Origin of the sequence: Actibacterium atlanticum (genome assembly GCF_000671395.1) — a bacterium.
GTDB lineage: Bacteria > Pseudomonadota > Alphaproteobacteria > Rhodobacterales > Rhodobacteraceae > Actibacterium_D > Actibacterium_D atlanticum.
On the sequence record NZ_AQQY01000001.1, the window covers coordinates 398,358 to 423,731 of the forward strand.

Annotated in this window: 31 protein-coding genes; 27 read left to right on the top strand and 4 right to left on the bottom strand. The window is 60.2% G+C overall.

Annotated features, from left to right (window positions below):
• Positions 1–77 precede the first annotated feature (77 nt).
• The 3 genes from rplI to rpsF are packed head-to-tail and all read right to left on the bottom strand — an operon-like array spanning position 78 to position 1,315.
• Positions 78–701 (bottom strand): 50S ribosomal protein L9, encoded by a 624-nt coding sequence (gene rplI, locus ATO10_RS01970; protein WP_035247300.1) that lies wholly within the window; start codon positions 699–701, stop codon positions 78–80.
• Between the two features lie 12 nt (positions 702–713).
• Positions 714–941: a 30S ribosomal protein S18 gene (gene rpsR / locus ATO10_RS01975; RefSeq protein WP_011569173.1), complete on the bottom strand. Its 228-nt coding sequence runs from the start codon at positions 939–941 to the stop codon at positions 714–716.
• 20 nt (positions 942–961) lie between these two features.
• Positions 962–1,315 (bottom strand): 30S ribosomal protein S6, encoded by a 354-nt coding sequence (rpsF, locus tag ATO10_RS01980; protein ID WP_035247306.1) that lies wholly within the window; start codon positions 1,313–1,315, stop codon positions 962–964.
• Between the two features lie 279 nt (positions 1,316–1,594).
• On the opposite strand from rpsF, the gene ATO10_RS01985 reads away from it, so the two are divergent.
• Positions 1,595–2,170, top strand: coding sequence for a YceI family protein (locus ATO10_RS01985; protein ID WP_035248281.1), 576 nt, complete (start codon positions 1,595–1,597; stop codon positions 2,168–2,170).
• 87 nt (positions 2,171–2,257) lie between these two features.
• Here ATO10_RS01985 and ATO10_RS01990 read toward each other — a convergent pair whose 3' ends face one another.
• On the bottom strand, positions 2,258–3,460 hold the full coding sequence (locus ATO10_RS01990) for a cytochrome b/b6 domain-containing protein (protein WP_035247309.1): 1,203 nt from the start codon (positions 3,458–3,460) through the stop codon (positions 2,258–2,260).
• 213 nt (positions 3,461–3,673) lie between these two features.
• On the opposite strand from ATO10_RS01990, the gene ATO10_RS01995 reads away from it, so the two are divergent.
• The 26 genes from ATO10_RS01995 (at position 3,674) to ATO10_RS02120 (ending at position 25,283) form a co-directional block, all read left to right on the top strand.
• Positions 3,674–4,315, top strand: a complete 642-nt coding sequence (locus tag ATO10_RS01995; protein WP_155886672.1) for a hypothetical protein — start codon at positions 3,674–3,676, stop codon at positions 4,313–4,315.
• A gap of 123 nt (positions 4,316–4,438) precedes the next feature.
• Entirely contained in the window at positions 4,439–5,338 is a 900-nt protein-coding gene (locus ATO10_RS02000; RefSeq protein ID WP_051597889.1) for a glycosyltransferase family 92 protein, read from the top strand.
• A gap of 73 nt (positions 5,339–5,411) precedes the next feature.
• Positions 5,412–6,365 carry an ACP S-malonyltransferase gene (gene fabD, locus ATO10_RS02005; protein ID WP_035247313.1) on the top strand — a complete coding sequence of 318 codons (954 nt, stop codon included), beginning with the start codon at positions 5,412–5,414 and terminating at the stop codon, positions 6,363–6,365.
• Between the two features lie 23 nt (positions 6,366–6,388).
• The gene (gene fabG, locus ATO10_RS02010; protein WP_035247317.1) at positions 6,389–7,126 is read left to right on the top strand and encodes a 3-oxoacyl-[acyl-carrier-protein] reductase; all 738 of its coding nucleotides are present in this window, start codon (positions 6,389–6,391) and stop codon (positions 7,124–7,126) included.
• A gap of 162 nt (positions 7,127–7,288) precedes the next feature.
• Positions 7,289–7,522, top strand: a complete 234-nt coding sequence (locus ATO10_RS02015; RefSeq protein WP_035247318.1) for an acyl carrier protein — start codon at positions 7,289–7,291, stop codon at positions 7,520–7,522.
• 165 nt (positions 7,523–7,687) lie between these two features.
• Positions 7,688–8,944 (top strand): beta-ketoacyl-ACP synthase II, encoded by a 1,257-nt coding sequence (gene fabF, locus ATO10_RS02020; protein ID WP_035247321.1) that lies wholly within the window; start codon positions 7,688–7,690, stop codon positions 8,942–8,944.
• A gap of 6 nt (positions 8,945–8,950) precedes the next feature.
• Positions 8,951–10,105, top strand: coding sequence for an endolytic transglycosylase MltG (gene mltG / locus ATO10_RS02025; RefSeq protein ID WP_035247323.1), 1,155 nt, complete (start codon positions 8,951–8,953; stop codon positions 10,103–10,105).
• A 193-nt stretch (positions 10,106–10,298) separates the two neighbouring features.
• Complete coding sequence (locus ATO10_RS16565) at positions 10,299–10,649, top strand: hypothetical protein (protein ID WP_035247325.1); 351 nt, start codon at positions 10,299–10,301, stop codon at positions 10,647–10,649.
• Positions 10,576–11,919: a DNA-packaging protein gene (locus ATO10_RS02035; protein ID WP_051597928.1), complete on the top strand. Its 1,344-nt coding sequence runs from the start codon at positions 10,576–10,578 to the stop codon at positions 11,917–11,919. Before ATO10_RS16565 ends, ATO10_RS02035 begins: the two co-directional genes overlap by 74 nt.
• Before the next feature lie 100 nt (positions 11,920–12,019).
• On the top strand, positions 12,020–13,195 hold the full coding sequence (locus ATO10_RS02040) for a phage portal protein (protein WP_035247330.1): 1,176 nt from the start codon (positions 12,020–12,022) through the stop codon (positions 13,193–13,195).
• A complete protein-coding gene (locus tag ATO10_RS02045) occupies positions 13,192–13,434 on the top strand; it encodes a GTA head formation protein, RCAP_rcc01685 family (protein ID WP_035247333.1) in 243 nt (80 codons plus the stop codon). The genes ATO10_RS02040 and ATO10_RS02045 overlap by 4 nt, the downstream gene beginning before the upstream one ends.
• Before the next feature lie 29 nt (positions 13,435–13,463).
• Entirely contained in the window at positions 13,464–14,018 is a 555-nt protein-coding gene (locus ATO10_RS02050) for an HK97 family phage prohead protease (protein WP_035248283.1), read from the top strand.
• 18 nt (positions 14,019–14,036) lie between these two features.
• The gene (locus ATO10_RS02055; protein WP_035247335.1) at positions 14,037–15,221 is read left to right on the top strand and encodes a phage major capsid protein; all 1,185 of its coding nucleotides are present in this window, start codon (positions 14,037–14,039) and stop codon (positions 15,219–15,221) included.
• A gap of 146 nt (positions 15,222–15,367) precedes the next feature.
• Complete coding sequence (locus ATO10_RS02060; RefSeq protein WP_035247338.1) at positions 15,368–15,967, top strand: head-tail connector protein; 600 nt, start codon at positions 15,368–15,370, stop codon at positions 15,965–15,967.
• Positions 15,964–16,305 carry a head-tail adaptor protein gene (locus tag ATO10_RS02065; RefSeq protein ID WP_035247341.1) on the top strand — a complete coding sequence of 114 codons (342 nt, stop codon included), beginning with the start codon at positions 15,964–15,966 and terminating at the stop codon, positions 16,303–16,305. The genes ATO10_RS02060 and ATO10_RS02065 overlap by 4 nt, the downstream gene beginning before the upstream one ends.
• Positions 16,302–16,712, top strand: a complete 411-nt coding sequence (locus ATO10_RS02070; protein WP_035247344.1) for a DUF3168 domain-containing protein — start codon at positions 16,302–16,304, stop codon at positions 16,710–16,712. The genes ATO10_RS02065 and ATO10_RS02070 overlap by 4 nt, the downstream gene beginning before the upstream one ends.
• Before the next feature lie 23 nt (positions 16,713–16,735).
• Positions 16,736–17,149: a phage major tail protein, TP901-1 family gene (locus ATO10_RS02075; protein ID WP_035247347.1), complete on the top strand. Its 414-nt coding sequence runs from the start codon at positions 16,736–16,738 to the stop codon at positions 17,147–17,149.
• The gene (locus ATO10_RS02080) at positions 17,149–17,475 is read left to right on the top strand and encodes a gene transfer agent family protein (protein WP_035247350.1); all 327 of its coding nucleotides are present in this window, start codon (positions 17,149–17,151) and stop codon (positions 17,473–17,475) included. The genes ATO10_RS02075 and ATO10_RS02080 overlap by 1 nt, the downstream gene beginning before the upstream one ends.
• Positions 17,472–17,669 carry a rcc01693 family protein gene (locus tag ATO10_RS02085; protein ID WP_035247353.1) on the top strand — a complete coding sequence of 66 codons (198 nt, stop codon included), beginning with the start codon at positions 17,472–17,474 and terminating at the stop codon, positions 17,667–17,669. Before ATO10_RS02080 ends, ATO10_RS02085 begins: the two co-directional genes overlap by 4 nt.
• 3 nt (positions 17,670–17,672) lie before the next feature.
• Entirely contained in the window at positions 17,673–18,326 is a 654-nt protein-coding gene (locus ATO10_RS02090; protein ID WP_035247356.1) for a phage tail tape measure protein, read from the top strand.
• Positions 18,327–18,338: 12 nt separating this feature from the next.
• Positions 18,339–18,971, top strand: a complete 633-nt coding sequence (locus ATO10_RS02095) for a DUF2460 domain-containing protein (protein ID WP_035247360.1) — start codon at positions 18,339–18,341, stop codon at positions 18,969–18,971.
• Positions 18,971–19,858, top strand: coding sequence for a DUF2163 domain-containing protein (locus ATO10_RS02100; RefSeq protein ID WP_035247362.1), 888 nt, complete (start codon positions 18,971–18,973; stop codon positions 19,856–19,858). The genes ATO10_RS02095 and ATO10_RS02100 overlap by 1 nt, the downstream gene beginning before the upstream one ends.
• Positions 19,851–20,285, top strand: coding sequence for a C40 family peptidase (locus ATO10_RS02105; protein ID WP_035247365.1), 435 nt, complete (start codon positions 19,851–19,853; stop codon positions 20,283–20,285). Before ATO10_RS02100 ends, ATO10_RS02105 begins: the two co-directional genes overlap by 8 nt.
• Positions 20,286–20,297: 12 nt before the next feature.
• Positions 20,298–24,275, top strand: coding sequence for a baseplate multidomain protein megatron (locus ATO10_RS02110; RefSeq protein WP_035247368.1), 3,978 nt, complete (start codon positions 20,298–20,300; stop codon positions 24,273–24,275).
• Positions 24,268–24,978 (top strand): DUF2793 domain-containing protein, encoded by a 711-nt coding sequence (locus ATO10_RS02115; RefSeq protein ID WP_035247371.1) that lies wholly within the window; start codon positions 24,268–24,270, stop codon positions 24,976–24,978. The genes ATO10_RS02110 and ATO10_RS02115 overlap by 8 nt, the downstream gene beginning before the upstream one ends.
• On the top strand, positions 24,978–25,283 hold the full coding sequence (locus ATO10_RS02120; RefSeq protein ID WP_035247374.1) for a DUF7742 family protein: 306 nt from the start codon (positions 24,978–24,980) through the stop codon (positions 25,281–25,283). The genes ATO10_RS02115 and ATO10_RS02120 overlap by 1 nt, the downstream gene beginning before the upstream one ends.
• Positions 25,284–25,374 lie beyond the last annotated feature (91 nt).

Sequence of the window (25,374 nt, forward strand, 5' to 3'; positions counted from 1 at the left end):
GCGCTGTGAAAGTTTGCAAAGAAAAACGCGCGCGGTGGACCGCGCGCGTTTCTTTCATCCAGCGATGGTCGCTTGGATTAGTCTTCGTCTTCGGTCGCAGCTTCTTCAGCGGCGGGGGCAATGTCGCCCTCGTCGTCGTCAGAGGCGGCAGAGCCGATATCGTCGAACAGTTCAGCGATCTCGAATTCGGCTTCGGCTTCTGCCTCGGCTGCCAGTTCCTGGATCGACTTGCCCGACGCTTGCAGTTCAGCCTCTTCTTCCGAACGGGCGACGTTCAGTTGAATGGTGACGTCCACTTCGGGGTGCAGCAGCACGTGTACTTCGTGCAGACCCAGCTCTTTGATGGGCTTGGCCAGAACGACCTGCTTTTTGTCGACGGTGAAACCATCGGCGGTTGCGGCGTCTGCTGCGTCACGCGGGGTGACCGAGCCATACAGCGCGCCAGCGTCCGATGCCGAGCGAATCACGATGAACTGCTGACCGTCCAGCTTTTCAGCCAGCGATTCAGCTTCTTTCTTGGTTTCCAGGTTGCGCGCCTCAAGCTGCGCTTTCTGGGCCTCGAACGAAGCGATGTTGGCGTCGTTTGCGCGCAGGGCTTTGCCCTGAGGCAGCAGGAAGTTGCGGGCGTAGCCGTCTTTGACAGCGACTACTTCGCCCATCTGACCCAGCTTGGCCACACGTTCCAGAAGGATAACTTGCATTGTGCTTACTCCTTACTTCACGGCGTAGGGCAGCAGGGCAAGGAAACGTGCGCGTTTGATGGCACGGGCCAGCTCACGCTGTTTCTTGGCCGAGACTGCGGTGATGCGCGAGGGCACGATCTTGCCGCGCTCCGAGATGTAGCGCTGCAGCAGACGGGTGTCTTTATAGTCGATTTTCGGTGCGTTATCACCCGAGAACGGGCAGACCTTACGACGGCGGAAAAATGGTTTAGATGCCATGGTTTAGATCCTTCCCCAGCTTAGTTGCGGCGGCGACGGTCGTCGCGGTCGTCGCGTTTTTGCATCTGCACCGACGGGCCTTCGGCGTGCTCGTCGACCTTGATGGTCAGAACGCGCATCACGTCGTCATGCAGGCGCATCAGGCGTTCCATTTCCTGAACGGCCGGTGCCGGGGCATCGGTGCGCAGGAAGGCATAGTGGCCCTTGCGGTTCTTGTTGATCTTATAGGCCATGGTTTTCACGCCCCAGTACTCGGAATCGACGACTTTGCCGCCATTGTCCGACAGTACGGTGGAGAAGTGTTCAACGAGGCTTTCAGCTTGCGCGTTGGACAGGTCCTGACGCGAGATGAAGACATGCTCATACATTGGCATGTGTGCTCCAGTTCTTTTTCAAGGCGCATTTCATAGAACGAGCTAACTTTCCGCACCCGTTCACGAGAGGCTGCGCCGGTTTCAGCAGATCGGCGGAAAGTGAGCCGCCCTTATACTGCAGATTGTGAGGGATGCAAGGCTTTGCCCATTGTGCGCTGGGTCACAGAATTTGTTCGAAACCGCGAGTATCTTCACATCTGCACACAGGCGATTATGGCGACGGAAGTGCGCGGCCACGACGGCCGGGCGAAGACCCATCTGATTGACGGAGAAAACTCAATGAAATCGACCCTCCTTGCTGTTGCGCTTGGCGCTGCCGCCGTTTTGCCCGCCGCCGCTGAGCCGGTAAAATACAACCTTGATCCGAGCCACAGCCAGATCGTTTATTCCTACAACCACCTGGGGTACTCGACCACCTATGGCATGTTTGGTGGCATCACCGGCGAAGTAATGTTCGACGCCGAAGCCCCCGCTGCGTCGTCGGTGAGTGTTTCCTTCCCTGTGGCCAGCATGCTGACCGGTTGGGAAGAGCGTCTTGGCCACTTCATGTCGCCTGACTTTTTCAATGCCGAAGTCAATGCGGATGTCACCTTTACCTCGACCGCGATTGAAGTGACCGGCGAAAGCACCGCCATGATCACCGGCGACCTGACCATGAACGGTATTACCAAGCCGGTTGTTCTGGACGCCAAGCTGAACAGCGCGGGCGAGCACCCGATGGCCAAGAAGGCCTGGGCCGGTTTTGACGCCACTGCAACGGTTCTGCGTTCGGATTATGGTCTGGAAAAATTTGCCCCGTTCGTATCGGACGAGGTTGAGGTGATGATCTCGATCGAGACCGAAATCGCCGGCTAAGCCCCGCGCCCGTTATTAAAATGAAAAGGCCCGGCTTTATGCCGGGCCTTTGCGTTTATTGGGGGAAGGCTGGGGCAGTGCCCCATCCTAGGGCGCCCGGGTCGCGGTCAGGGAAACCTTGATGTCGACGCCAAAGCCCACGGTGCTTTCGTCCTTATAGCTGGGGCCGATGCCAAAGCCGCGGCGGTCTAGCGTGGTCTGGCCCTGCATTTGGGCCGTGTCCCCGTCCAGCGTCAGGGTGAAGGGCAGCGACAGCGGCATTTCTGTACCTTTGAGCGTGAGCGTGCCTTCGGCGAGGTAACCTGCGGCTTCTGCGGGCAGGAGGTCGGCTTTGAAAACAGCTGTCGGGTGTGTGGCTGCGTCAAAGAACTCGGCCCCGAGCGCATCCTTGGTGACGGAACCCACGGTCGCCGAGGTGATCGCGATTGTGACCTCTACAGAGCCATGGCTGCCATCGGATGGGACTTCATCAAAGCGGATCGCGGCAGTCCAGTCGGCGAAGCTGCCCGTAACGGGCGCGCCGAATTGAATGACATCAAAGGTCAGGCTGCCTTCGGTCACTTTCCAATCACTTTGGACCTGCTCCAGAGCCGGGGCCGCTGTTTGCGTGTGGCTTTCCTTGGGCAGTCCCATCACAGATGCCAACACCAGCGCCCCAGCATAGGCCACGATGGCGGCAATGGGGGGCAAAAGGCTGTGCCCGCCAGCGGGGGGCTGGTCAGACACGGGTTTGCCGAACCACATGCGTTTCAGTGTAGAGTCTTTATCCACTATGTGGTGCTTGAACGCACCGGCCACATGCAGGGCCAGCGACGCCAGCAAAACCTTGGTCAGAACCCAGTGCCATGCGCCAAAGAAATGCGCCACGGCTTCGGATTTGGGTACGAAGGGCAGATTGTCGCCAAAGGGCAGTAACAGCGGCGCAAAGCCTTCGGTTGCGGCGTGGTGCAACCAGCCCGACAGGGGCACGAGCACCAACGACAGGTAAAGTAGGAAATGGACAGTTTCGGCGGCGAAAGCCTCGAGGCGCTTGTCGGCGTTCAACAGACCTGGGTGGGTTTGGCGGGCGCTCCATAAAAGACGTGCCAGGGCGACAAAAAACACGATCACCCCAAGGGATTTATGGATCGAAAACAATTGTGCTTTGCGCGCCAGTTGCGCGCCTGTGTCATAGGGCAGGTTTTCAGCGATCACCCCAAGCGGGAACAGGGTCAGGATCAGCAGGGCTGTCAGCCAGTGGAAGCTTTTTGAGACAGTGCCATAGGCGCTGTGCGTGTTGGCGAGGGGCATCGGGGACTCCGGTGGTTTTTCTGATCGGCAAAATCGCGCGATTGCCGCGCCGAAGCAACCTAAGCCCCTGCACAGATGACGTGCGGAACTGTGCAGCTTGGGAAGTGGTTAACAAAACCTTAACCCAATCGCCTGAAAAACAACCCGTACGTGTCGCATTTCGACCCCATTTACACGGCAGGGTTTAGGAAACCATACCGAGGAGAGAGCGCCATGACTGCGCATTCTACATACAAAGGGTACGGTGCGAGTAGTGCCGGGGCTGTCGGGCCTTGGGTCAGTGTTTGTGAGACGAACTGGGGGTTTGTCATCAGCTCCGATACGCAATGGAGCAACCGATCGGTCCTGATCGAGCGCGTTTGCGCCGTGGCGGGGCTTGCCTGTCTGGTCGCGGCTTGCGGCAGTTGGCTGTTTCCGCAGGTGAATGCCTCGGTTCCGATGCCGGTAGATGTGCCGCTGCGATTGGCGTCTAGCCTGACGATGGCGATGCCGGCATTGCTGTTTCTCTGGATTTCAGACCGGGGGATGGGCAGTGAGGTACAGATCGACGTTGTCAAAGGCTGCCTGCGGCGCGGCGTATGCAACCGTCGTGGCAAATTCCGGGTGCAAAGCAAAGTGCCGTTCTCGGACATCGCTTCAGCGTATATCAAGCGTGGGTCGACCAAAAACGATTTGTGCCAACTTCATGTCCGGCTGAAAGGGTCCAACAAGGTGGTGTATGTGGCCTCGGGCAGCGAAGCGACAATGAAGGTGCTGTATGATCGTTTGAACCAGGTTCTGCGTCCAGTGAAGACCAAGATGCCGGGCTGGGATCGGGTCGGACGCCGCCTTCTGCCTGCGGGCGCTGCATCGTAAATTAGATTTCCCTCTGTTCGGTTCCACCGGACACGGCCCCATCCGGTTTCGGGTGGGGCTTTTCATTGGTGGCCATGGCACGGACGCGCAGCTATACATCCATGGCCCAAGGAGGTTTTTTAGATGCTGCGCCGAATGTTCCCCCCCAAACTTCTGAGCAAAATGCGGATTTCTCCGGTTGCCCCCCAAAGTGGGCGCGCGGGCGTTGCGGCCGTTTTGATGGTGCGCAACGAGGCTCTGAACATAGAGGAATGGGCGCGGTTTCATCTGGCAGCGGGCATTGATCACGTGATTTGCTACGATGATGGCAGCACAGATGAAACGGTGGCGATCTTGCAGGACGTGCTGGGGGACCGGCTGAGCCTGTTCCCATGGCAGCAGCGTCTTTACAGTGGCGACACCGGGCAAGAGTTGCACAATCAGCTGCTGGGCTATGGCCATGCGCTGGCCAATTTCGGCGGCCGGTTTAGGTGGATGGCCTGCATTGATGCCGATGAGTTTTTGGTGCCCAAGCAGGCGGACAGCCTGTCTGAAGCCTTGGCGCATCTTGAGCATTGCGGTCAGATCTCGTTGCCTTGGCACAATTTCGGGCGCAACGGGCATGAAAAACGCCCCAAGCAGGGAACGGTGCAAAGTTATACCCGCCGGGTGGCTGATCCGATGAGCGGTGTGCGCGGTGTAACCAACTTCAAAACAATCGTAGACCCGTGCCGCGTGACGGCGTTGAAGGTGCACAGTTATGAAGTGGACGGCAAGGCAATCACCTGGAATGACCGCGGCGAGGAGTTTGCAATCAAGGATCGCACCGGGCGGGATTTTTACGCGACCGACCACATCCAGCTGAACCACTATTACAGCCGCTCTGAAGAGGATGTGCTGGCCAAAATCGCCAATGGCCCGATTCAGACCACAGCTGCCGAACGCCACACCGCCCGCATTCGTCGCGCGGTGGATCGCATCGAAGCCGAGGAGGTCGAAGACCGGTGCGCACTGGACTTTCTGGACCGGATTAAAGCCGGGTGACGGCGCGTAAATCCCTTGTATGGCGCGGCTATCATAGTTACAGAACCCGGAACACTCAGCGAGGGGGCATCACATGAGCACAGCATTCGTTTTCCCAGGGCAGGGCGCCCAGGTCATTGGTATGGGCAAGGCTCTGGCTGATGAATACGCTGCGTCCAAAGCGGTTTTCGACGAGGTGGATGACGCGCTGGGCGAAAAGTTGAGCAGCCTGATCTGGGAAGGTGAGCTGGACGAGCTGACCCTGACCCAAAATGCGCAACCGGCGCTGATGGCAACCTCGCTGGCGGCAATGCGCGCCTTGGAAAGCGAAGGCGTCACGATGGATACGGCCGCTTTTGTCGCGGGCCATTCGCTGGGCGAATATTCGGCGCTGGCCGCGTCTGGCGCGCTAAGCATTGCCGATGCCGCCCGTTTGCTGCGCACCCGTGGACAGGCCATGCAGGCGGCAGTGCCCGTGGGCGAAGGCGCGATGGCGGCCTTGCTGGGGCTGGACATGGAGGGCGCGCGCAAGGTCGCTGAACGTGCTGCGGCTGATCTGGGGCGCGTTTGTCAGGCGGCCAATGACAATGATCCGACACAGGTTGTAATCTCGGGCCATGCGGATGCGGTGCAACACGCCGTTGAACTGGCCCGCGAAGCAGGCGCGCGCCGCGCCGTCATGCTGCCGGTTTCTGCGCCGTTCCATTGCGCGCTAATGCAGCCCGCAGCCGATGTCATGGCCGAGGCGTTGAGCCATGTCGAAATAAACGAGCCCAAAGTCCCGCTGGTGGCCAATGTTTTGGCGCATTCCTGTGATCAGCCGGCGACCATTCGTTCGTTGTTGGTGGATCAGGTGACCCATTCGGTACGTTGGCGGGAATCGGTCCAGTGGATGGCACAGCAAGGTGTTGATACCTACTGGGAACTAGGCGCAGGCAAAGCTCTGTGCGGCATGATCCGTCGTATTCACAAGGGCGCGGGCATGAAAGCGATCACCAATCCTGACGAAGTGCGCGCAGCGGCCCAAAGCATCGCCGACGCGGCATAATTGATAGAGACAAAGAGGTTTTCATGTTTGATCTGACCGGAAAAGCGGCGCTGATCACCGGCGCTTCGGGCGGCATTGGCGGGGCCATTGCCCGCGCGTTGCATGCGCAAGGCGCAACAGTGGGCCTGTCGGGCACTCGGGTAGAGCCTTTGCAGGCGTTGGCGGATGAGCTGGGCGAACGCGCCCATGTCCTGCCGTGCAACCTTGGAGATGCAGAGGCGCTGGCCGAACTGCCCAAACAGGCCGTTGCCGCCATGGGAAGCCTGGACATTCTGGTCAACAATGCTGGAATCACCCGTGACAATTTGATGATGCGGATGAAGGAAGACGAATGGAACGATGTTCTGGGCGTCAACCTGACCGTTCCCATGCAGCTGTCCAAAGCGGCCTTGCGCGGAATGATGAAGGCGCGTTGGGGCCGGATCATCAATATTACCTCGGTTGTCGGGCGCACCGGGAATCCGGGGCAGGGCAATTACACCGCTGCAAAGGCGGGTCTGGTGGCCCTGTCTAAATCGCTGGCGCAAGAGGTTGCCTCACGCGGGTTGACGGTTAACTGCGTGGCGCCGGGTTTCATCCAGACCGCGATGACCGAAAAGCTGAACGACGACCAGAAAGATCGTATTCTGGGTGTCATTCCCACGGGCCGTATGGGCAGCCCGGAAGAGATTGCCTCGGCGGTGGTCTATCTTGCTTCGGAAGAGGCGGCTTACGTTAATGGTGCCACCTTGCACGTCAATGGCGGCATGGACATGGTCTGATCGTTGCCGGTATCGGACCGAAAGCGTTTGCCTTACGGTTGCGATATGCTATAGCGGCGCAGATTTTAACGCTGGCAGAGCTTCTGCTGGCTCTCGAGTGGCTCGTTTTGCGGGCCAAGTTACCGAAACGGGCAACACGCCCGAGACTTATGAGGAACGGATATGAGCGACATTGCAGATCGCGTGAAGAAGATCGTTGTCGAGCACCTGGGCGTGGAAGAAGATAAAGTTGCTGAAAACGCATCTTTCATCGATGACCTGGGCGCAGACAGCCTGGACACGGTTGAGCTGGTTATGGCTTTCGAAGAAGAGTTCGGCATCGAAATTCCTGATGACGCTGCTGAAACCATTCAGACCTTCGGCGACGCGGTGAAATTCATCACCGAAGCTTCCTGATCCTGATCAGGTTTGAATTTGCGGAAAACGGTGCCCTTTAGGGTGCCGTTTTTTGTATTTTCGGCCAAGGCGGCAGAATCCTGCCGCTATGGCTGTTTTCCTTGCCCCTGAGCATGAAACCACGGTATCAGGGGCGGCAATTATACGAGGCAGAAGGAGCATAACATGCGTCGCGTAGTCGTCACCGGTTTGGGGATGGTGTCACCGCTTGCATGCGGGGTTGAAGAGTCCTGGAAGCGTATTCTGGATGGACAGTCCGGCGCTGGTCTGATCACCCGCTTTGATGCTTCGGCTGTGACCACGAAATATGCTTGTGAAGTGCCCCGCGGCGATGGCTCGGATGGCACGTTCAACCCGGATGACTGGATGCCTGCCAAAGAGCAGCGCAAGGTCGATGACTTTATCGTTTATGCGATGTCGGCTGCTGAACAGGCGGTCAAGGATTCAGGCTGGATGCCGGAAGACACAGAATCGCTGGAACGCACCGGTGTTCTGATTGGCTCGGGCATTGGTGGGCTGGGCACAATCGCCGATACGGCTGTGTTGCTGAAAGAACGTGGCCCGCGCCGTGTATCGCCTTTCTTTATTCCCGGCTCGCTGATCAACCTGATCTCGGGTCAGGTCAGCATCAAATACGGTTTCAAAGGCCCCAACCATTCGGTTGTGACGGCCTGCTCGACCGGGGCCCATGCCATTGGCGATGCGGCCCGTCTGATTCAGTGGGAAGACGCCGATGTGATGATCGCAGGCGGGGCCGAAGCCGCGATCTGCGAAATCGGGATTGCCGGGTTTAACGCTTGCAAAGCGCTGTCGACCAAACGCGCTGATGATCCTCAGTCGGCCAGCCGCCCTTATGACGAAGATCGCGATGGGTTCGTGATGGGCGAGGGCGCAGGTGTTGTTGTGCTGGAAGAGTACGAACACGCCAAGGCGCGCGGTGCCAAGATCTATGCCGAAGTTCTGGGCTATGGTCTGTCGGGCGACGCCTATCACATCACCGCCCCGTCAGAAAATGGCGAAGGCGGGGAACGCGCCATGCGCAACGCCTTGAAACGCGCTGGTTTGCAGCCGGATGCGATTGATTACATCAATGCGCATGGGACCTCGACCATGGCGGATGTCATCGAATTGGGCGCGGTTGAGCGCCTGCTGGGCAATGCTGCGGGTAAGGCGACCATGTCATCGACCAAGTCGTCGACCGGTCACCTGCTGGGTGCTGCGGGCGCGATCGAGGCGATCTTCTCGATCCTTGCGATCCGGGATCAGGTGGCCCCGCCCACCATCAACCTAGACACCCCGGCGGCGGAAACCCCGCTTAGCCTGGCCGCCAATGAAGCCCAACCCCGCGAAATCAACATCGCTCTGAGCAACTCGTTCGGCTTTGGCGGGACCAACGCTTCGCTGATCATGGGTAAGGTCTGATCTGATATGTGGCGCAGTATTGCCTCGAATGCGTTGAGCCTGCTGATCGTTGTACTGCTGCTGTGTGGCGGTGTGATTTTGTGGGGCAAGGGGCAATATACCACTGCCGGGCCGCTGGATCAGGCGATTTGCCTGCGGGTGGAAACCGGCAGCAACATGCGCCGTGTGTCGGATGAATTAGCCAACCAGGGGGCCATTACCAACGGTCGGATTTTCCTAGCGGGGGCGGATTACGAAGACAAGGCCAGCAAGTTGAAGGCGGGCAGCTATCTGATCACCGATGGCAGCTCTATGCAGCAGATCGTGGATCAGATCACAACCTCTGGGCGGTCGACTTGCGGGACCGAGGTGAACTATCGCATCGGGATTCTGTCGGCGGAGTTGCAGGTGCGCGAGCTTGACCCGGCGACCAACCGGTATGTTGAAGTACTGGCCCATGACCCGGCTGAGGGAGAGGCCCCGGCAGAATATGCCGAGGTCGCGGCGCAATCTGATGTGCGTTACCGCGTGACTTTGGCTGAGGGCGTGACCAGCTGGCAGGTCGTTGACGCGTTGAAATCGGCCGAGTTTCTGACCGGTGAGGTTTCAAACCTGCCCGCCGAGGGCAGTTTGGCACCCGACAGTTATGAGCTGACCCGTGGCGCTGATCGGGCCGAGTTGATCGCCCGCATGGAGCTGGCACAGGCTGAGCTGATTGCTGAGCTGTGGCCCGCACGGGCGGAGGGGCTGCCGTTGGCAAATGAGCAAGAAGCGCTGATCCTGGCTTCGATCATTGAAAAAGAGACCGGCGTTTCCAGCGAGCGGGAACAGGTGTCCAGCGTGTTCATCAACCGTTTGAACCAGGGTATTCGCCTGCAAACGGACCCGACGGTGATCTATGGGATTACCAATGGGCAAGGCAGTTTGGGCCGCGGGTTGCGCCAGTCTGAACTGCGCCGCGAGACGCCCTACAACACTTATGTGATTGATGCCCTGCCGCCTACGCCGATTGCCAACCCGGGGCGTGCCTCGATCGAAGCGGCGCTGAACCCGGCAAACACGGATTTCATATTCTTTGTGGCGGATGGCACAGGCGGGCATGCGTTTGCCAAGACCTTGGCCGAGCATAACCGCAACGTGGCTGAGTGGCGCAAAATCGAAGCCGAACGGGCCAATCAATAGGCGGTTAACAGGGTCTGAGGGCGAAGTAACGATCCGTTAACGCTCTGATAACATTAAACTTCTTGACCTTTCGAACGGTCCAAAGTATAAATCAGTCAAGCTGGAAGAAATGGGCAAGCGGCCTGGGGGTGACCCCGGTGCCGCTTTTTCGTTTCTCTCGTGCGGAAAAGCATGAGGGGTGGGCTTCGCACTTATGACGATGATTTCTCCAATCGGGGGTGAGGACGCAGCACAAGCGGTGCTTGTGGCTGCTGAAGAGCATTATCAGCGCGCCATCGACGCGCTGAATACATTGATAAAAGACGTGGACGCGGGCCAGTCGGCCCGCGCGAAAGAGCTGAAAAGCGCCCTGAGTGAGCTTGGAAAGGCTACTCAGACCGCCTTTGACGAAAGGGCCAAAGTTGAAAAGCGTATCAGAAATGAAAGTGGCGCCGTCCACGACTACGCCCTCGACTTCGAGCAGGCCAGAGCTGAGATCGGGCGCCGTCTTGCTTGCCTCAGCACCGCCGCAGGAACAGGAAGCGTTTCTGACGGGGTTGAGTGAGGGGGCGCTTTTGGCGTTGCCCTATCTGTTCGAGTTCTGGGCATTGCCGCATCAGATGCCCCCCGAGGGCGAATGGCGCAGCTGGGTGATACTGGGTGGTCGTGGCGCGGGGAAAACCCGCGCCGGGGCCGAGTGGGTGCGGTCCGAGGTTGAGGGCTCTCGCCCGCTGGACCCGGGGCGGTCGCGCCGGGTGGCTTTGGTTGGCGAGACCTTGGATCAGGCCCGCGAGGTGATGGTGTTCGGCGAGAGTGGCATTCTGGCGTGCTCGCCGCCCGACCGGCGCCCCAAGTGGGAGGCCAGCCGCAAGCGGCTGGTTTGGCCCAACGGGGCGGTGGCGCAGATATTCTCGGCCCATGAACCCGAAAGCCTGCGTGGGCCGCAGTTTGATGCGGCTTGGGTGGACGAGCTGGCCAAGTGGAAGCGGGCCGAGGAAGCCTGGGACATGTTGCAGTTCGGGCTCAGGTTGGGGCCGTGCCCGCGCCAATGCGTCACCACCACGCCGCGCAATGTGCCGGTGCTGAAAACGATTTTGGACAATCCGTCGACGGTGATGACACACGCCCCGACCGAGGCGAACCGGGCCTATCTGGCGGCCTCGTTCCTGGAAGAGGTGCGCACGCGCTATGCGGGCACCCGGTTGGGCCGACAGGAACTGGACGGGGTGTTGTTGACAGATGTCGATGGCGCGCTGTGGTCGATGGAAGGGTTGGAAGCGCAGCGGTTGGATAAGGTGCCGCCGCTGGACCGGATCGTCGTGGCGGTGGACCCGCCGGTGACGGGCGGTGGTAATTCAGACGAATGCGGGATCCTGGTGGTGGGCGCGCGGGTTCAGGGGGACCCGCAGCAATGGCAGGCTGTGGTGCTGGAAGATGCATCGGTTTCAGCCGCCGCGCCCGCCACCTGGGCGCGGGCCGCGATTGCCGCGATGGAGCGCCACGGCGCCGACCGTTTGGTGGCCGAGGTCAACCAGGGCGGGGACATGGTGGAAAGCGTGATCCGGCAGGTGGACCCGTTGGTGCCCTACAAATCGGTGCGGGCGTCTAAGGGTAAAACTGCGCGGGCCGAGCCTGTGGCGGCTTTGTACGAGCAGGGGCGGGTGGCGCATATGCGCGGCCTTGGCGCGCTGGAGGACCAGATGTGTCAGATGACGACGCGGGGGTTTCAGGGCAAGGGTAGCCCGGACCGGGTGGATGCGCTGGTCTGGGCGATCCACGAGCTGATGATTGAACCGGCGGCGCATTGGCGCAGGCCTCGGGTGCGGACCCTCTAACCTAAACCTGAATTTTCGCAAAATGCGTGGCCCCAGGAACGGGGCGCGTTCTTTTGGCATGCCCGCAGGGCGGCCGGGCTGATCGAGGAGCACAAACACGATGGTATTCAATATGTTTCGCCGCGCGGCACCGGCGGTGCCTGAAAAGAAGGCCTCGGCCACGGGGCCGGTGATTGCCTGGCAGGGATCGGGGCGTGTGGTGTGGTCGCCGCGCGATACGGTGTCTTTGACCAAGTCGGGCTTTGCCGGCAACCCGGTGGGGTTTCGCGCGGTCAAACTGATCGCCGAGGCGGCGGCGGCATTGCCCTTGGTCTGTCAGGACAGCGAGCGGCGGTATGAGCAGCATCCACTGATCGACCTGATCCGCCGCCCCAACGCGGCGCAGGGCCGGGCCGAGTTGTTTGAGGCGCTGTATGGTCAGCTTTTACTGAGCGGCAATGGCTACATCGAGGCTGTGGGCGGCGAGATGGGCGCGCCCAGTGAGCTGCATGTGCTGCGCTCGGACCGGATGAACCTGGTGCCCGGCGCGGATGGTTGGCCGGTGGCCTATGAATACGCCGTGGGCGGGCGCAAGCATCGGTTCGATATGACGACCGGCCTGCCGCCGATTTGCCATATCAAGACCTTCCACCCGCAGGATGACCATTACGGGTTGAGCCCGATGCAGGCGGCGGCGACGGCGATTGATGTGCACAATTCGGCCTCGCGTTGGTCGAAGTCGTTGCTGGACAATGCGGCGCGGCCCTCGGGCGCGATTGTCTATCGCGGCACGGACGGGCAGGGCTCGATGTCTGAAGAGCAATACATGCGCCTTCAGGACGAGATGGCCAGTTACCATCAGGGCGCAGCTAATGCCGGGCGTCCGATGTTGCTGGAAGGCGGGTTGGACTGGAAGCCGATGGGCTTTTCGCCCTCGGATATGGAGTTCCAGAAGACCAAAGAGGCCGCCGCGCGCGAGATCGCCACGGCGTTCGGGGTGCCGCCGATGCTGTTGGGCATTCCGGGCGATGCGACCTATTCCAATTACCAAGAGGCCAACCGGGCGTTCTACCGCCTGACCGTGCTGCCGCTGGCCACCAAGGTCGCGGCCGCCATCGCCGATTTTGTCAGCCTGTATATGGGTGAACATGTGGCGCTGAAGCCCGATCTGGATCAGGTGCCCGCGCTGTCGGAGGAGCGCGAGGCGCAATGGTCGCGCGTTGCGGGGGCGGACTTCCTGACCGATGCGGAAAAACGCGCGCTGCTGGGTCTGCCCAAACTGGCGGAGGACGCATGAGTGCAGCGGCGGAGCGCAGTGGTTCGAAGTTTCTGTATGCGCCGTTCGAAGTGGCCAACGCGCGGATCGATGCCAATGAGCGGGTCGCGCAGGAGCGCTGGGCGGCGCTGGAGTACCGGTTGAGCCGGATCGAAGCCAGTCAGGAGCGGGTCGAGAAACGCCTGTGGGTGGCTGTCTATGGCGTGGTCGCGGTGATCCTGGCGCAGGGCGCGACCTCGTTGCTGAATTTCACACCGTGAAAAGGGGAAACCAGATGGATCAAACGGAAATGGGGCTGGAGCGCAAGTTCTGCGCGGTCGACAGCGCCCTGGTGGTGCAGGACGGCTGCGTGGTTGAAGGCTATGCCAGCCTGTTTGGCAAGACCGATCAGGGTGGCGACGTGGTGCAGCCCGGCGCCTATGGCCAGTCGTTGAAGGCGCTGAAGGCAGCGGGGCGGCGGGTCAAGATGCTTTGGCAGCACGATCCGGCGCAGCCCATCGGGATTTGGGACGAGGTGCGTGAGGACGAGCGCGGCCTGTATGTCAAAGGCCGCCTGTTGGCCGATGTAGCGCGGGGGCGTGAGGCTGCGGCGCTGATCGAAGCGGGCGCGATTGACGGGCTGTCGATCGGGTACCGTACCAAGAAGGCCCAAAAGGATACAGGCGGTCGGCGCCTGTTGTCGGAGCTGGAGCTTTGGGAGGTGTCCTTGGTGACCTTCCCGATGCTTCCCGACGCGCGTGTTGGGGCCAAGTCGGGGGATGCCCCCGAGGCGGCTTTGATGCGGGAGATGGCGGATCTGTTCGAGCAGGCCCGTCAAACACTGTCCGGCGCGGATGCCGGCTGAACCAAGACGGGAAAACCGATGACCAAGACTGAAACTAAATCTGCGGACGCCTCTGCGCCCGCCGAACAGATGCGTACTGCCCTTTCAGGTTTTCTGAACGAATTCAAGGAATTCAAGGGCAATGTTGAAACAAAGCTTCACAAACAGGAAGAGCGTATGACCATGCTTGATCGCAAATCACTTATCGCCGGCCGTCCGGCCCTTTCGACCGCTGCCGAGGTCGACGCACCGCACCAGAAAGCTTTCGCAGCTTACCTGCGTTCGGGCGACGATGACGCGCTGCGCGGCCTGCAAATGGAAGAAAAGGCCCTGTCGACTGCCGTGTCCGCCGAGGGTGGTTATCTGGTCGATCCGCAGACGTCGGAGACCATTAAGGGTGTGCTTCAGTCGACCGCGTCGATCCGTGCAATTGCGCAGGTCGTCAGCGTCGAGGCGACTTCATATGACGTGCTGGTTGACCACACCGAATTTGGCTCGGGCTGGGCGTCGGAAACCAGCACCATGACCGAAACCGACACGCCACAGATTGATCGCGTCACCATCCCGCTGCACGAGCTGAGCGCGATGCCCAAGGCCAGCCAGCGTCTGCTGGATGACAGCGCCTTTGACATTGAAGGTTGGCTGGCAGCGCGTATTGCGGATCGTTTTGCCCGCGCCGAGGCTGCGGCCTTTATCAATGGCGATGGTCTGGACAAGCCGACTGGTATTCTGACCCACACCCAGGTGCCTGAGAACAGCTGGACCTGGGGTGCTCTGGGCTACATCGCCACCGGCACCGACGGGGACTTTGATGCCACGTCGCCATCGGATGCGATTCTTGATCTGGTCTACTCGCTGGGGGCTGAATACCGCGCCGGCGCGACCTTTGTGATGAACTCGAAAACGGCTGGTGTCGTGCGCAAGATGAAGGATGCCGATGGCCGCTTCCTGTGGACCGATGGTCTGGCGGCTGGTGAGCCGGCCCGTCTTCTGGGCTTCCCGGTGCTGATCGCGGAAGACATGCCTGACATTGCGTCGGATGCCTCAGCGATTGCTTTTGGTGACTTCAGCGCCGGGTACACCGTGGCCGAGCGCCCCGACCTGCGCGTGCTGCGTGATCCGTTCTCGGCCAAGCCGCATGTCCTGTTCTATGCCACCAAGCGAGTGGGCGGTGACGTAAGCGACTTTGCCGCGATCAAGCTGCTGAAATTCGCGATCTCGTAAGGCGCGAGATTGCGATGGGCGCCCCTGATGGGGCGCCTGATGGCGCGCGCCGGGGTTCCTTCCCTGTCGTTGTCTAGCTGTTCCCTCCGTCCGAGCAACGTGGGGCGCGCGCCGTTTTGTCTGGCGGAGCAACCGGAGAATACCACATGATGTTGACCGAACTGACGAGCGTGTCGTCCGGGGCGCTGCCGGTTGGCGCGTTTCGCGAGCATTTGCGGCTGGGCACCGGCTTTGCCGATGACGGGGCCGAAGATCCGTTGCTGGAGAGTTTGCTACGGGCCGCCATTGCGGCTGTGGAGGGACGCACGGGCAAAGTATTGCTGACGCGCTCTTTTCTGTGGACGCTGACGGCGTGGCGCGACGGAGACAGCCAGCCTTTGCCAGTTGCGCCCGTAAGCGCGCTGAATGCTGTGGCGATCGTGGATCGGGAAGAAAACAGTGAGGTGATTTCTGCCGATCTGTATTTCCTGACCCAAGACACACACCGTCCGCATCTTACCAGTGCGGGCAGTTGCCTGCCGGGGATCGCTTTAGGCGGGCGGGCTGAAATCACGTTTGATGCGGGATTTGGTGCAACCTGGGATGCTGTGCCCGAAGATCTGGCACAGGCAGTGTTCTTGTTGGCCGGGCATTACTACGAGCATCGCTCTGAGGCTTCAGCAGGCGCTTCGGCTATGCCCTTTGGCGTGTCTGCGCTGTTGGAACGTTGGCGCACGGTGCGCATTCTGGGCGGAGCCGCGACATGAGCGCGGTCCCGAGGCTGACCCGACGGCTGGTTCTGGAAGAAGCCCAGAACGTGGCCGATGGCGCGGGCGGCTATGACACCAGTTGGGTGGCGCTTGGCACGCTTTATGCGCAGGTAAAACCGGGGTCAGGGCGTGAAACCACGGGCGAGACGGTTCCGTTATCGCGCGTGCCCTATCGCATCACCGTGCGTGGCGCACCCGTGGGGGCAAGCTACCGCCCGCAGGCGGGGCAACGGTTTCGCGAGGGCTCTCGATTGTTCGAAATATTGGCGGTGACCGAGCAGGATGCGCGCGGCCAGTACCTGACCTGTTTCGCACAAGAGGAGGGCGCGGCATGAGCTATGGCGCAACAGCGGCGCTGCAGGCGGCGGTCTATCAGAAACTGGTGGCGGATGCGCCTTTGGGCGCGCTGGTGGGCAGTGCGATCTATGACGCGGTGCCCAGCGGGAGCTTGCCCGAGACCTATGTGACCCTAGGCGCCGAAGACGTTCGGGACCGGTCCGACAAAACCGGAGGCGGCGCGCTGCATGTTTTCACTGTCTCAGTGATTTCCACGGCGGCGGGCTATGAGGATGCCAAACTTGCAGCGGCGGCGATTTCGGATGCGTTGGTTGATGCTGACCTGTCGCTTAGCCGGGGTGAATTGGTGTTTTTACGGTTCGCCCGTGCCCGTGCCCGACAAGTGCAAAGCGGCGATACACGCCGCATTGATCTGACCTTCCGCGCCCGCGTGGATGACACTTAAACCCCGATACGGAGACCAATGACATGGCGGCCCAAAACGGCAAGGACCTTCTTATTAAATGCGACATGACCGGCGGCGGTCAGTTCGAAACCATCGCGGGGCTACGGGCCACGCGGATCAGCTTTAATGCGGAACAGGTGGATGTCACCAGTCTGGAATCCACGGGCGGTTGGCGCGAGCTTTTGGGCGGGGCCGGGGTGAAATCGGCCTCGATTTCCGGCTCGGGCGTGTTCAAGGATGACAGCACCGATGAACGTGCGCGTCAGATTTTCTTTGATGGCGAGACCCCGAACTTTCAGGTGATTATCCCGGATTTCGGCACTGTTGAGGGCGCGTTTCAGGTGACGTCTTTGGAATACTCCGGCAGCCACAATGGCGAGGCGACATATGAGCTGAGCCTGGCTTCGGCCGGTGTGCTGAGCTTTACCGCGCTTTGATGGGCAACCCCTATGCCGGTGAGGTGGCTTTGGAACTGAACGGTCAGCGCCAAGTGCTGAAGCTCACGCTGGGCGCTCTGGCCGAGCTGGAGGCATCGTTGCAGGCGGAAACGCTGGTGGCGCTGATTGAGCGGTTCGAGAGCGGCGCCTATGCAACGCGCGATGTGGCGGCGTTGGTGTTGGCCGGATTGCGTGGGGGGGGCTGGAACGGCACTGCGCAAGATCTGGCCGAAGCTGACATCACGGGTGGCCCGCTTGAGGCCGCGCGTGCAGCGGCGGCCTTACTGGCGCTGGCTTTCACCGTGCCGGGCGCTGCGCAGTCATGAGCGATCGGTTTGATTGGCCCGGATTGATGCGCGCCGGAATGGTGGGGTTGCAATTGCACCCCACACAGTTCTGGGAACTGACACCGGCAGAATTGCTGATGATGCTGGGCCACAGCGCTGGCCCGGCCCCGATGGGGCGCGCACGGCTGGACGAACTGGCGCGCGCCTTTCCCGACACTCCCAATGAGGTCTGAGATATGACGGATATCGAAAGTTTTGATGCGCAGGTCGAGGCGTTGGAGCAAACGCTGGAGGGGGCGAGCGAAGTGGCCTCGGCGTTTGATGCTGAAGTGGTGCGAATGCGCGAGAGTGTCACCCTGACCTCGCGCGAGGTCAGTTCGTTGTCGCGGAGTATAGGATCTGGCCTGCGGGGCGCTTTTGAGGGGTTGGTGTTTGACGGCATGAAGCTGTCAGATGCGCTGTTGGACATTTCGCAGTCGATTTCGCAGGCAGCCTATAACGTAGCGATCACCCCAATCCAGAATGAACTGGGGGGACTGGTGGCCTCGGGCGTAGAGAGCATCGTTGGGGCTTTGGTCCCCTTTGCCAAAGGCGGCAGTTTTACCCAAGGCCGCGTGATGCCTTTTGCCACCGGGGGGGTCGTATCGAGCCCGACGTATTTCCCGATGCGTGGCGGCACGGGGCTGATGGGGGAAGCCGGACCCGAGGCGATCATGCCGCTGACACGCGGTTCGGATGGTCGGCTGGGGGTGCGCGCCCAGGGCGGCGGTGGACCGGTCAATGTTGTGATGAATATCTCGACCCCGGATGTGCAGGGGTTCCAGCGCAGTCAAAGCCAGATCGCTGCGGCCATGGGGCGTGCCATGAGCCGCGGCCAGCGCAATAGTTAAGGAGGGAGCCTGATGTCATTTCATGAAATCCGCTTTCCCGCGAACCTGAGTTTCGGGTCGTCGGGCGGGCCAGAAAGGCGCACGGAAATCGTGACCCTGGCCAACGGTTTTGAAGAGCGCAACACCCCGTGGGAACACGCGCGTCGACGCTATGACGCAGGTGTGGGGCTGCGCTCTTTGGACGATATCGAAGCATTGATCGCGTTTTTTGAGGCGCGGCGCGGACAGCTGTATGGCTTTCGCTGGAAGGATTGGGCGGATTACAAATCCTGCTTGCCAAACTCGGATGTTGGCCCCGACGATCAGGAAATCGGTCGTGGTGACGGGAAAACGACTGAGTTTCAACTGAGCAAGACCTATGCTTCGGGCGAGCACACCTATACGCGTCCTATCACAAAACCGGTCGCGGCGACCGTCAAGGTATCAGTGGACGGGCTGACGCAGGTGGAAACGCTTGATTTTTCGGTGAATACCGAAACCGGCGTAATCACCCTGACAGAGGCGCCCGATGTTGGTGTTCAGGTTTCAGCTGGGTTTGAGTTTGATGTGCCGGTGCGCTTTGACACCGATAGCATCCAGACTTCGGTATCCAGTTTTCGTGCGGGTGATGTGCCGCGTGTCCCGATTGTGGAGGTGCGAGTCTGATGGCGATTCCTTCCACATTGCAGGCCCACTTGGGCTCGGGGGCGACAACAGTTTGTCGTTGCTGGGCAGTGGCGCGGCGCGACGGGCAGGTGCTGGGGTTTACCGATCATGACAGCGATATCGGCTTTGAAGGGATTGCTTTTAAAGCGAATTCCGGCATGACCGCGCGGGCGCTGAGTCAGACCTCGGGCTTATCGGTGGACAATACCGAAGCCTTGGGCGCGTTAAGCGATGCCTCGGTGACAGAGGCCGACATACTGGCGGGCCGGTTTGACGGCGCCGTTGTGCGGTCTTGGCTGGTCAACTGGCAGTCGCCCGAGGACCGGGCGTTGCAGTTTAGCGGGACCTTTGGCGAGGTTGCCCGATCTGGCGGTGCATTCGAAGCCGAGCTGCGTGGTCTGACCGAAGCGCTGAACCAGCCTCAGGGCGCGATTTACCAGCGACCCTGTACGGCTATTCTTGGTGATAATAAGTGCAAGTTTGACCTGAATACAGATGGTTACGTTGCGAACTTGAGTGTTGAAACCGTGATAGAAGCGCGGTTGTTCACCTTTGACGGACAAGATGAGTTTGAACCACGTTGGTTTGAGGCCGGTGTGTTGGAAGTGCGAAGCGGACCGGCAAAGGGTTTGACCGGTGTCATCAAGAATGACCGCTACGCAGACGGCGTGCGCCGGGTGGAGTTGTGGGAGAGTCTGCGCGCGGTTGTCAACGTTGGGGATCAGCTAAAGCTGACCGCTGGTTGTGACAAGCGGGCCGAAACGTGTCGGGTTAAATTTAGCAACTTCAATAACTTTCGTGGCTTTCCTCATATTCCAGGTGAAGATTGGCTGATTTCCTATCCGGTTAAGGATGGGCCAAACGATGGTGGTTCCCTGAATGGGTGATGCCGGTCTGCGCGCGGTGCAGGAAGCGCGGCGATGGATCGGGACGCCCTATAGGCATCAGGCTTCGGTTCTTGGAGCGGGTGCGGATTGTCTGGGCCTGCTGCGCGGGGTTTGGCGGGCGCTCTATGGCGCGGAGCCCTGGGTGGTGCCGATCTATAGCAAGGACTGGTCGGAAGCGGCGCGCAAGGAACTGCTTTGGAACGCTGCTCAACAATGGCTGAAGTCAAAACCCTTGGCGCAGGCGGCGCCGGGAGATGTGGTTTTGATGCGAATGAAATCAGGCGGGGTCGCGAAACATTTGGGGGTGCAGGCGGATTGCGGCGCCACCCCGAGTTTCGTCCATGCCTATTGGGGGCACGGCGTGGTGGAAAGTCCACTGAGCCTGCCATGGGCGCGACGGATAGTAGCGCGCTTCGAATTTCCCTGACGGAGGATCAAAATGGCGACGATTGTTCTATCGGCCGTAGGGGCCGCGGTTGGCTCGGCTGTGGGTGGCTCGGTGCTGGGCCTGTCCAGTGTGGTCATTGGCCGCGCGATCGGGGCCACGTTGGGTCAGGTGATTGACCAGCAAATTCTGGGCGCCGGATCCGGGACCATTGAGACCGGGCAGGTGGACCGGTTCCGTTTGACCGGTGCCAGCGAAGGCGCGGCGGTTAACCATCTTTATGGACGCAACCGAATGGCGGGGCAGGTGATCTGGTCATCGCGGTTCCTGGAGACAGAAGACAAGAGCGGTGGTGGCAAGACCTCGGGGCCAGAGGTGATCACCTTTAGCTATTCAGTCAGCCTTGCCGTGGCGATTTGTGAAGGTGAGATCACGCGATTGGGCCGCGTTTGGGCGGATGGGATTGAGGTGGCAAAGGATGACCTGAACCTGCGCTTGTACACCGGAACCGAAGATCAGCTGCCGGACCCAAAGATGGAGGCTCTGGAAGGCGAAGGTGAAGTTCCTGCCTATCGTGGCATTGCCTATGTGGTGATTGAGGACCTCGAACTGACCGATTTTGGCAACCGGGTGCCGCAATTTACATTTGAGGTGATCCGCGAGGTTCGCGGCGCGGATGCCGATAGCCAAAGCCTGCAGGAAATGGTCGAGGGCGTGGCGCTGATTCCGGGTACCGGCGAATATGCGTTGGCGATGACTCCGGTGCATTACAGTCAGGATTTGGGCAATAGTCAGGCTGCGAATGTGAACTCGCCCTCTGCCAAAAGCGATTTTGCGACGTCGCTTGAAGTTTTGAACGATGAACTGCCCAATTGTGGATCGACGCTGCTTGTGGCGTCGTGGTTTGGCGATGACCTGCGTTGCGGCGACTGTGAAATCCGCCCGAAAGTTGAGCAAAAGGATTTCGAGGGAAACCCGATCGCCTGGAACGTGTCGGATACGACACGGGCACTGGCTTTGCAGGTCCCCGAGCAGGATGAAAAGGCGGTTTATGGGGGCACGCCGTCGGATCATTCGGTGATCGAGGCAATCGCGGCGACGCGCGGCGCAGGGAAAGCGGTGACCTTTTATCCGTTCATCTTGATGGATCAGGTGGAGGGGAACCTGAAGGTTGATCCCTGGACCGGCGAAGTTGGTCAGCCAGAGTTGCCATGGCGGGGGCGTATTACCTCGCGCCGGGCGCCGGGCATCACCGGCAGCACTGATGGGACAGCACTTGCCGAAGATGAGGTTGCGGCGTTCTTTGGGCAGGCTGGGCCGGGGGACTTTACGCCCTCTATTGATCCGGACTTTCAGGATCTGCCTGCTGGGGATCCTTGGAATGCTGGCTGGATTGGCGGGAACTCTAAGATACTCTACTCGGGACCTGCCGAATGGTCCTATCGCCGGTTCATCCTGCATTACGCGCACCTGTGTGCCGCCATGGGCGGGGTGGATGCGTTTTGCATCGGCTCGGAAATGCGTGGGCTGACGCAAATTCGCGGGGCAGGGAACTCTTTCCCGGCTGTGGATGCACTTAAGGCGCTGGCAAGCGATGTGCGCTCTATCCTGGGGCCCCAGGTCAAGATTGGGTATGCGGCGGACTGGTCGGAGTATTTTGGGTATCATCCGCAAGATGGATCGGGAGATGTGTTCTTTCATCTGGACGCCCTGTGGGCTGACCCCAACATCGACTTCATCGGGATCGACAATTACATGCCCATTGCCGACTGGCGCGAGGGGGACGATCACGCTGACGCAGAATGGGGCGAGATCTACGCCTTGGACTATCTGCGCAGCAACATCGAGGGTGGCGAGGGATATGATTGGTATTACCCCAACGAAGCCGCCGACAAGGCGCAGCGACGCGAAGCGATCACGGATGGCGCGCATGATGAACCTTGGGTTTTTCGCTATAAGGATGTGCGCAACTGGTGGCTAAACCGCCATCATGAACGTGTGGGCGGTGTTCGAAAGATTTTGCCCACAGATTGGGTCCCGCAGTCCAAACCCATTTGGTTTACCGAGTATGGCTGTGCTGCGATCGACAAAGGTGCCAACCAACCCAACAAGTTCCTTGATCCGAAATCTTCAGAATCCTCTTTGCCCAAATACTCGACCGGGCTGCGGGATGATTTCATGCAGCAGCAATACATTCGGGCGATGGTAACCTATTGGCAGGATGCGGAAAATAACCCCAACTCTGAGGTTTATGGCGGAGCCATGATTGACATGTCGATGTCAAATGTCTGGGCGTGGGACACGCGGCCATACCCGTTCTTTCCGGCCAATACCGAGCTTTGGAGCGATGGAGAGAATTACTATCGCGGTCACTGGCTTAACGGGCGGGCTTCGGCGCAGATGCTGGCGTCGGTGGTGCGTGAAATCTGTGCGCGCTCGGGTGTGGAAGAGGTTGATGTGACCGAGCTATACGGCGCGGTGCGGGGATACTCAGTGACGGATGTGCAGGGCGCACGATCCAGCTTGCAGCCCTTAATGCTGGCTTATGGGTTTGACGCCGTTGAGCGTGAAGGTGGCCTGATTTTCCGAAACCGAACGGGGCGCGAGGATGCGCAGATTGATACCGCTGGCCTGGCGATCACGGATCAGACCAACGGCGACTTGCAGACGATCCGCACGCCCGAAGCCGAAACTGCGGGGCGGGTAAGGCTGAATTTCGTCGAATCCGAGGGCGACTATGAGATCCGATCAGCAGAGGCGATCTTTCCTGACGAGGTGTCCGGTTCAGTTGCGACCTCAGAGCTGCCATTGGTTCTAAGTGCGACCGAGGGCAAGGCCATCACCGAACGCTGGTTGTCTGAGGCCCGGGTGGGACGAGACCGTACGGTGTTTGCTTTGCCGATGTCGCAGGTTGATCTGGGCGCAGGCGATGTTGTGAACCTTGAGAGCGGTGGGGTGGAGGCGCTCTATCGCATTGACCGGGTAGAGCAGTCCGACACACGGCTGATCGAAGCCGTCCGGGTGGAGCCGTCGATCTATACCCCGTCCGATGCGGTTGAAGAGCCGGTGACGCTGTCGCCATTCGTGGCGCCTTTGCCAGTGTTCCCTTTGTTCATGGATCTGCCGTTGCTGACGGGCGAAGAGGTTGAGCATGCACCGCATCTGGCGGTGACCGCGACGCCATGGCCCGGATCCGTCGCGGTGTTCAGCGGTGTGACCGACGATGCTTATACGCTGAACGGTGTGGTGACACAGCGTGCAACGATGGGGGTGACCGAAACCGACCTTTTCCGTGCCATTCCGTCAGAATGGGATCGCGGCCCGGCGGTGCGGGTGCGGTTATCGAGCGGATTTTTGCTGTCGGCCACGCAGGATGGAGTTCTGAACGGCGCCAATGCCATGGCCATCGGCGATGGGACGTCCGGCAACTGGGAGGTGTTCCAGTTTTCCGAGGCCACGTTGGTTGCTGAAAACACCTATGACATTCGTTTGCGGTTGCGTGGGCAGGCTGGAACAGAGGGGATTATGCCAGACGTCTGGCCGGCAGGCAGCTATGTCGTTGCGCTGAACGGTGTTCCTTCGCAGATCGAGCTGGCTTTGTCTGAACGCGGGTTGGTGCGGAATTATCGCATTGGACCGGCTGGGCGTGCTCTGGATGATCCTTCCTATACCCATTTGGTGGAGGCCTTTGACGGTATTGGTTTGCGTCCCTACGCACCGACCCATTTGCGGGCTGATCCGCAGGCAAACGGCGATCTGGCGCTGAGTTGGGTCCGTCGCACGCGAATTGATGGGGATAGTTGGGTTTCCTACGAGGTGCCGCTGGGGGAGACGCTGGAACTCTATACTCTGAGGGTGATCAACGCGCTGGGCGCAATCGTGCGTGAGGTCAGTGTGACCAGCCCGTCGTGGTCTTACAGCGCCGCCGATCAGGTCTCGGATGCTGTTGGCACCCAGTTTAGCATCGAAGTCGCGCAAATCTCCGAGCGTTTCGGCGCTGGGCTTTACAAGAGGATCGAGATCAATGAGTGAAACAGGTATTTTGCAGTTGCCGTTGGTGCAGGCCGCGCAGGCGCAAAAACACATCACGGTGAATGAGGGGCTGCGTCGGCTGGATGGGATGGTGCAGTTGCGGCTGCAGAGCCTGAGCATTTCTACGCCGCCACTGACAGCGCAGGAAGGCGAGTGTTGGTTCGTGCCATCGGGCGCGGTGAATGATTGGGCGGGGCATGAAGGCGAGATCGCGACCTTTGCCAATGGGGGTTGGGTATTCACCCTTCCGCAGGTCGGCTGGCGCGCCTGGGATGTGACCGAGGATTTAGAGATCACGTTTGATGGGACCGGTTGGCAAGGGGGCTATGCCGCGATTTCGCCCAATGGGGCAGGTCTGCGCTTTCAGGTGCTTGAGTTTGATCATGTGATCAGCGCGGGGGCAACGGACAGCACAAGTGTGCTGATCCCGGCCAATGCCATGGTCTTTGGTGTGACGGGGCGGGTAACGGATTCGATCACCGGTACGTTGACCAGCTGGGAGCTGGGGGCGGATGGCTCTAGCAACCGATTTGGCAGCGGGCTTGGGTTGGTCGTCAGTTCGTTTATTCGAGGGGTGCTTGGAAGCCCGCTGACGGGATATAGTGCGATGCCGTTGGACCTGACCGCGACGGGGGGAGACTTTGCTGGGGGCACGGTGCGTTTGTCGGTGCATTATGCAGAGTTGACCTTACCGGCGCTGTGATGCGGCCGGTATTGCACAGCGATGTGGTGGCGGCAGCGATGGCGCTGCTGGAATTGCCCGAAACGCGGCGCGAGCGGGCATTGACCACCATGTTAGAGCGCGCGGGCGCTGCTGATGCCTATCGCAAACGCACGGGCAAGGCGCATCCGCATTGGGGCAATGGCAGCCTGATGGGGGTGGCCTTGCCGCGCGTTGCAGGGCCGGAACCATATTTGGATTCTCCTGACTATTGTCGCTGCATGGCCTTGGTGTTTGACGGGTTGGTGCGATGGCGTAGCCGTAAGGCCGCGTGGACTGGTGTGTGAGCGAGGACTCACTTTTACGTGCATTTCACGGCTAGAATTGTCCTTTCGCGGCATTATGTTATAGGCTTGGTCAAAGAGATCAGGAGGCCCC

Bases quoted from the DNA above. Each gene is read 5' to 3' on its own strand.
- rplI (WP_035247300.1), bottom strand. From the start codon at position 701: ATGCAAGTTATCCTTCTGGAACGTGTGGCCAAGCTGGGTCAGATGGGC.
- rpsR (WP_011569173.1), bottom strand. From the start codon at position 941: ATGGCATCTAAACCATTTTTCCGCCGTCGTAAGGTCTGCCCGTTCTCG.
- rpsF (WP_035247306.1), bottom strand. From the start codon at position 1,315: ATGCCAATGTATGAGCATGTCTTCATCTCGCGTCAGGACCTGTCCAAC.
- ATO10_RS01985 (WP_035248281.1), top strand. From the start codon at position 1,595: ATGAAATCGACCCTCCTTGCTGTTGCGCTTGGCGCTGCCGCCGTTTTG.
- ATO10_RS01990 (WP_035247309.1), bottom strand. From the start codon at position 3,460: ATGCCCCTCGCCAACACGCACAGCGCCTATGGCACTGTCTCAAAAAGC.
- ATO10_RS01995 (WP_155886672.1), top strand. From the start codon at position 3,674: ATGACTGCGCATTCTACATACAAAGGGTACGGTGCGAGTAGTGCCGGG.
- ATO10_RS02000 (WP_051597889.1), top strand. From the start codon at position 4,439: ATGCTGCGCCGAATGTTCCCCCCCAAACTTCTGAGCAAAATGCGGATT.
- fabD (WP_035247313.1), top strand. From the start codon at position 5,412: ATGAGCACAGCATTCGTTTTCCCAGGGCAGGGCGCCCAGGTCATTGGT.
- fabG (WP_035247317.1), top strand. From the start codon at position 6,389: ATGTTTGATCTGACCGGAAAAGCGGCGCTGATCACCGGCGCTTCGGGC.
- ATO10_RS02015 (WP_035247318.1), top strand. From the start codon at position 7,289: ATGAGCGACATTGCAGATCGCGTGAAGAAGATCGTTGTCGAGCACCTG.
- fabF (WP_035247321.1), top strand. From the start codon at position 7,688: ATGCGTCGCGTAGTCGTCACCGGTTTGGGGATGGTGTCACCGCTTGCA.
- mltG (WP_035247323.1), top strand. From the start codon at position 8,951: ATGTGGCGCAGTATTGCCTCGAATGCGTTGAGCCTGCTGATCGTTGTA.
- ATO10_RS16565 (WP_035247325.1), top strand. From the start codon at position 10,299: ATGACGATGATTTCTCCAATCGGGGGTGAGGACGCAGCACAAGCGGTG.
- ATO10_RS02040 (WP_035247330.1), top strand. From the start codon at position 12,020: ATGGTATTCAATATGTTTCGCCGCGCGGCACCGGCGGTGCCTGAAAAG.
- ATO10_RS02045 (WP_035247333.1), top strand. From the start codon at position 13,192: ATGAGTGCAGCGGCGGAGCGCAGTGGTTCGAAGTTTCTGTATGCGCCG.
- ATO10_RS02050 (WP_035248283.1), top strand. From the start codon at position 13,464: ATGGGGCTGGAGCGCAAGTTCTGCGCGGTCGACAGCGCCCTGGTGGTG.
- ATO10_RS02055 (WP_035247335.1), top strand. From the start codon at position 14,037: ATGACCAAGACTGAAACTAAATCTGCGGACGCCTCTGCGCCCGCCGAA.
- ATO10_RS02060 (WP_035247338.1), top strand. From the start codon at position 15,368: ATGATGTTGACCGAACTGACGAGCGTGTCGTCCGGGGCGCTGCCGGTT.
- ATO10_RS02065 (WP_035247341.1), top strand. From the start codon at position 15,964: ATGAGCGCGGTCCCGAGGCTGACCCGACGGCTGGTTCTGGAAGAAGCC.
- ATO10_RS02070 (WP_035247344.1), top strand. From the start codon at position 16,302: ATGAGCTATGGCGCAACAGCGGCGCTGCAGGCGGCGGTCTATCAGAAA.
- ATO10_RS02075 (WP_035247347.1), top strand. From the start codon at position 16,736: ATGGCGGCCCAAAACGGCAAGGACCTTCTTATTAAATGCGACATGACC.
- ATO10_RS02080 (WP_035247350.1), top strand. From the start codon at position 17,149: ATGGGCAACCCCTATGCCGGTGAGGTGGCTTTGGAACTGAACGGTCAG.
- ATO10_RS02085 (WP_035247353.1), top strand. From the start codon at position 17,472: ATGAGCGATCGGTTTGATTGGCCCGGATTGATGCGCGCCGGAATGGTG.
- ATO10_RS02090 (WP_035247356.1), top strand. From the start codon at position 17,673: ATGACGGATATCGAAAGTTTTGATGCGCAGGTCGAGGCGTTGGAGCAA.
- ATO10_RS02095 (WP_035247360.1), top strand. From the start codon at position 18,339: ATGTCATTTCATGAAATCCGCTTTCCCGCGAACCTGAGTTTCGGGTCG.
- ATO10_RS02100 (WP_035247362.1), top strand. From the start codon at position 18,971: ATGGCGATTCCTTCCACATTGCAGGCCCACTTGGGCTCGGGGGCGACA.
- ATO10_RS02105 (WP_035247365.1), top strand. From the start codon at position 19,851: ATGGGTGATGCCGGTCTGCGCGCGGTGCAGGAAGCGCGGCGATGGATC.
- ATO10_RS02110 (WP_035247368.1), top strand. From the start codon at position 20,298: ATGGCGACGATTGTTCTATCGGCCGTAGGGGCCGCGGTTGGCTCGGCT.
- ATO10_RS02115 (WP_035247371.1), top strand. From the start codon at position 24,268: ATGAGTGAAACAGGTATTTTGCAGTTGCCGTTGGTGCAGGCCGCGCAG.
- ATO10_RS02120 (WP_035247374.1), top strand. From the start codon at position 24,978: ATGCGGCCGGTATTGCACAGCGATGTGGTGGCGGCAGCGATGGCGCTG.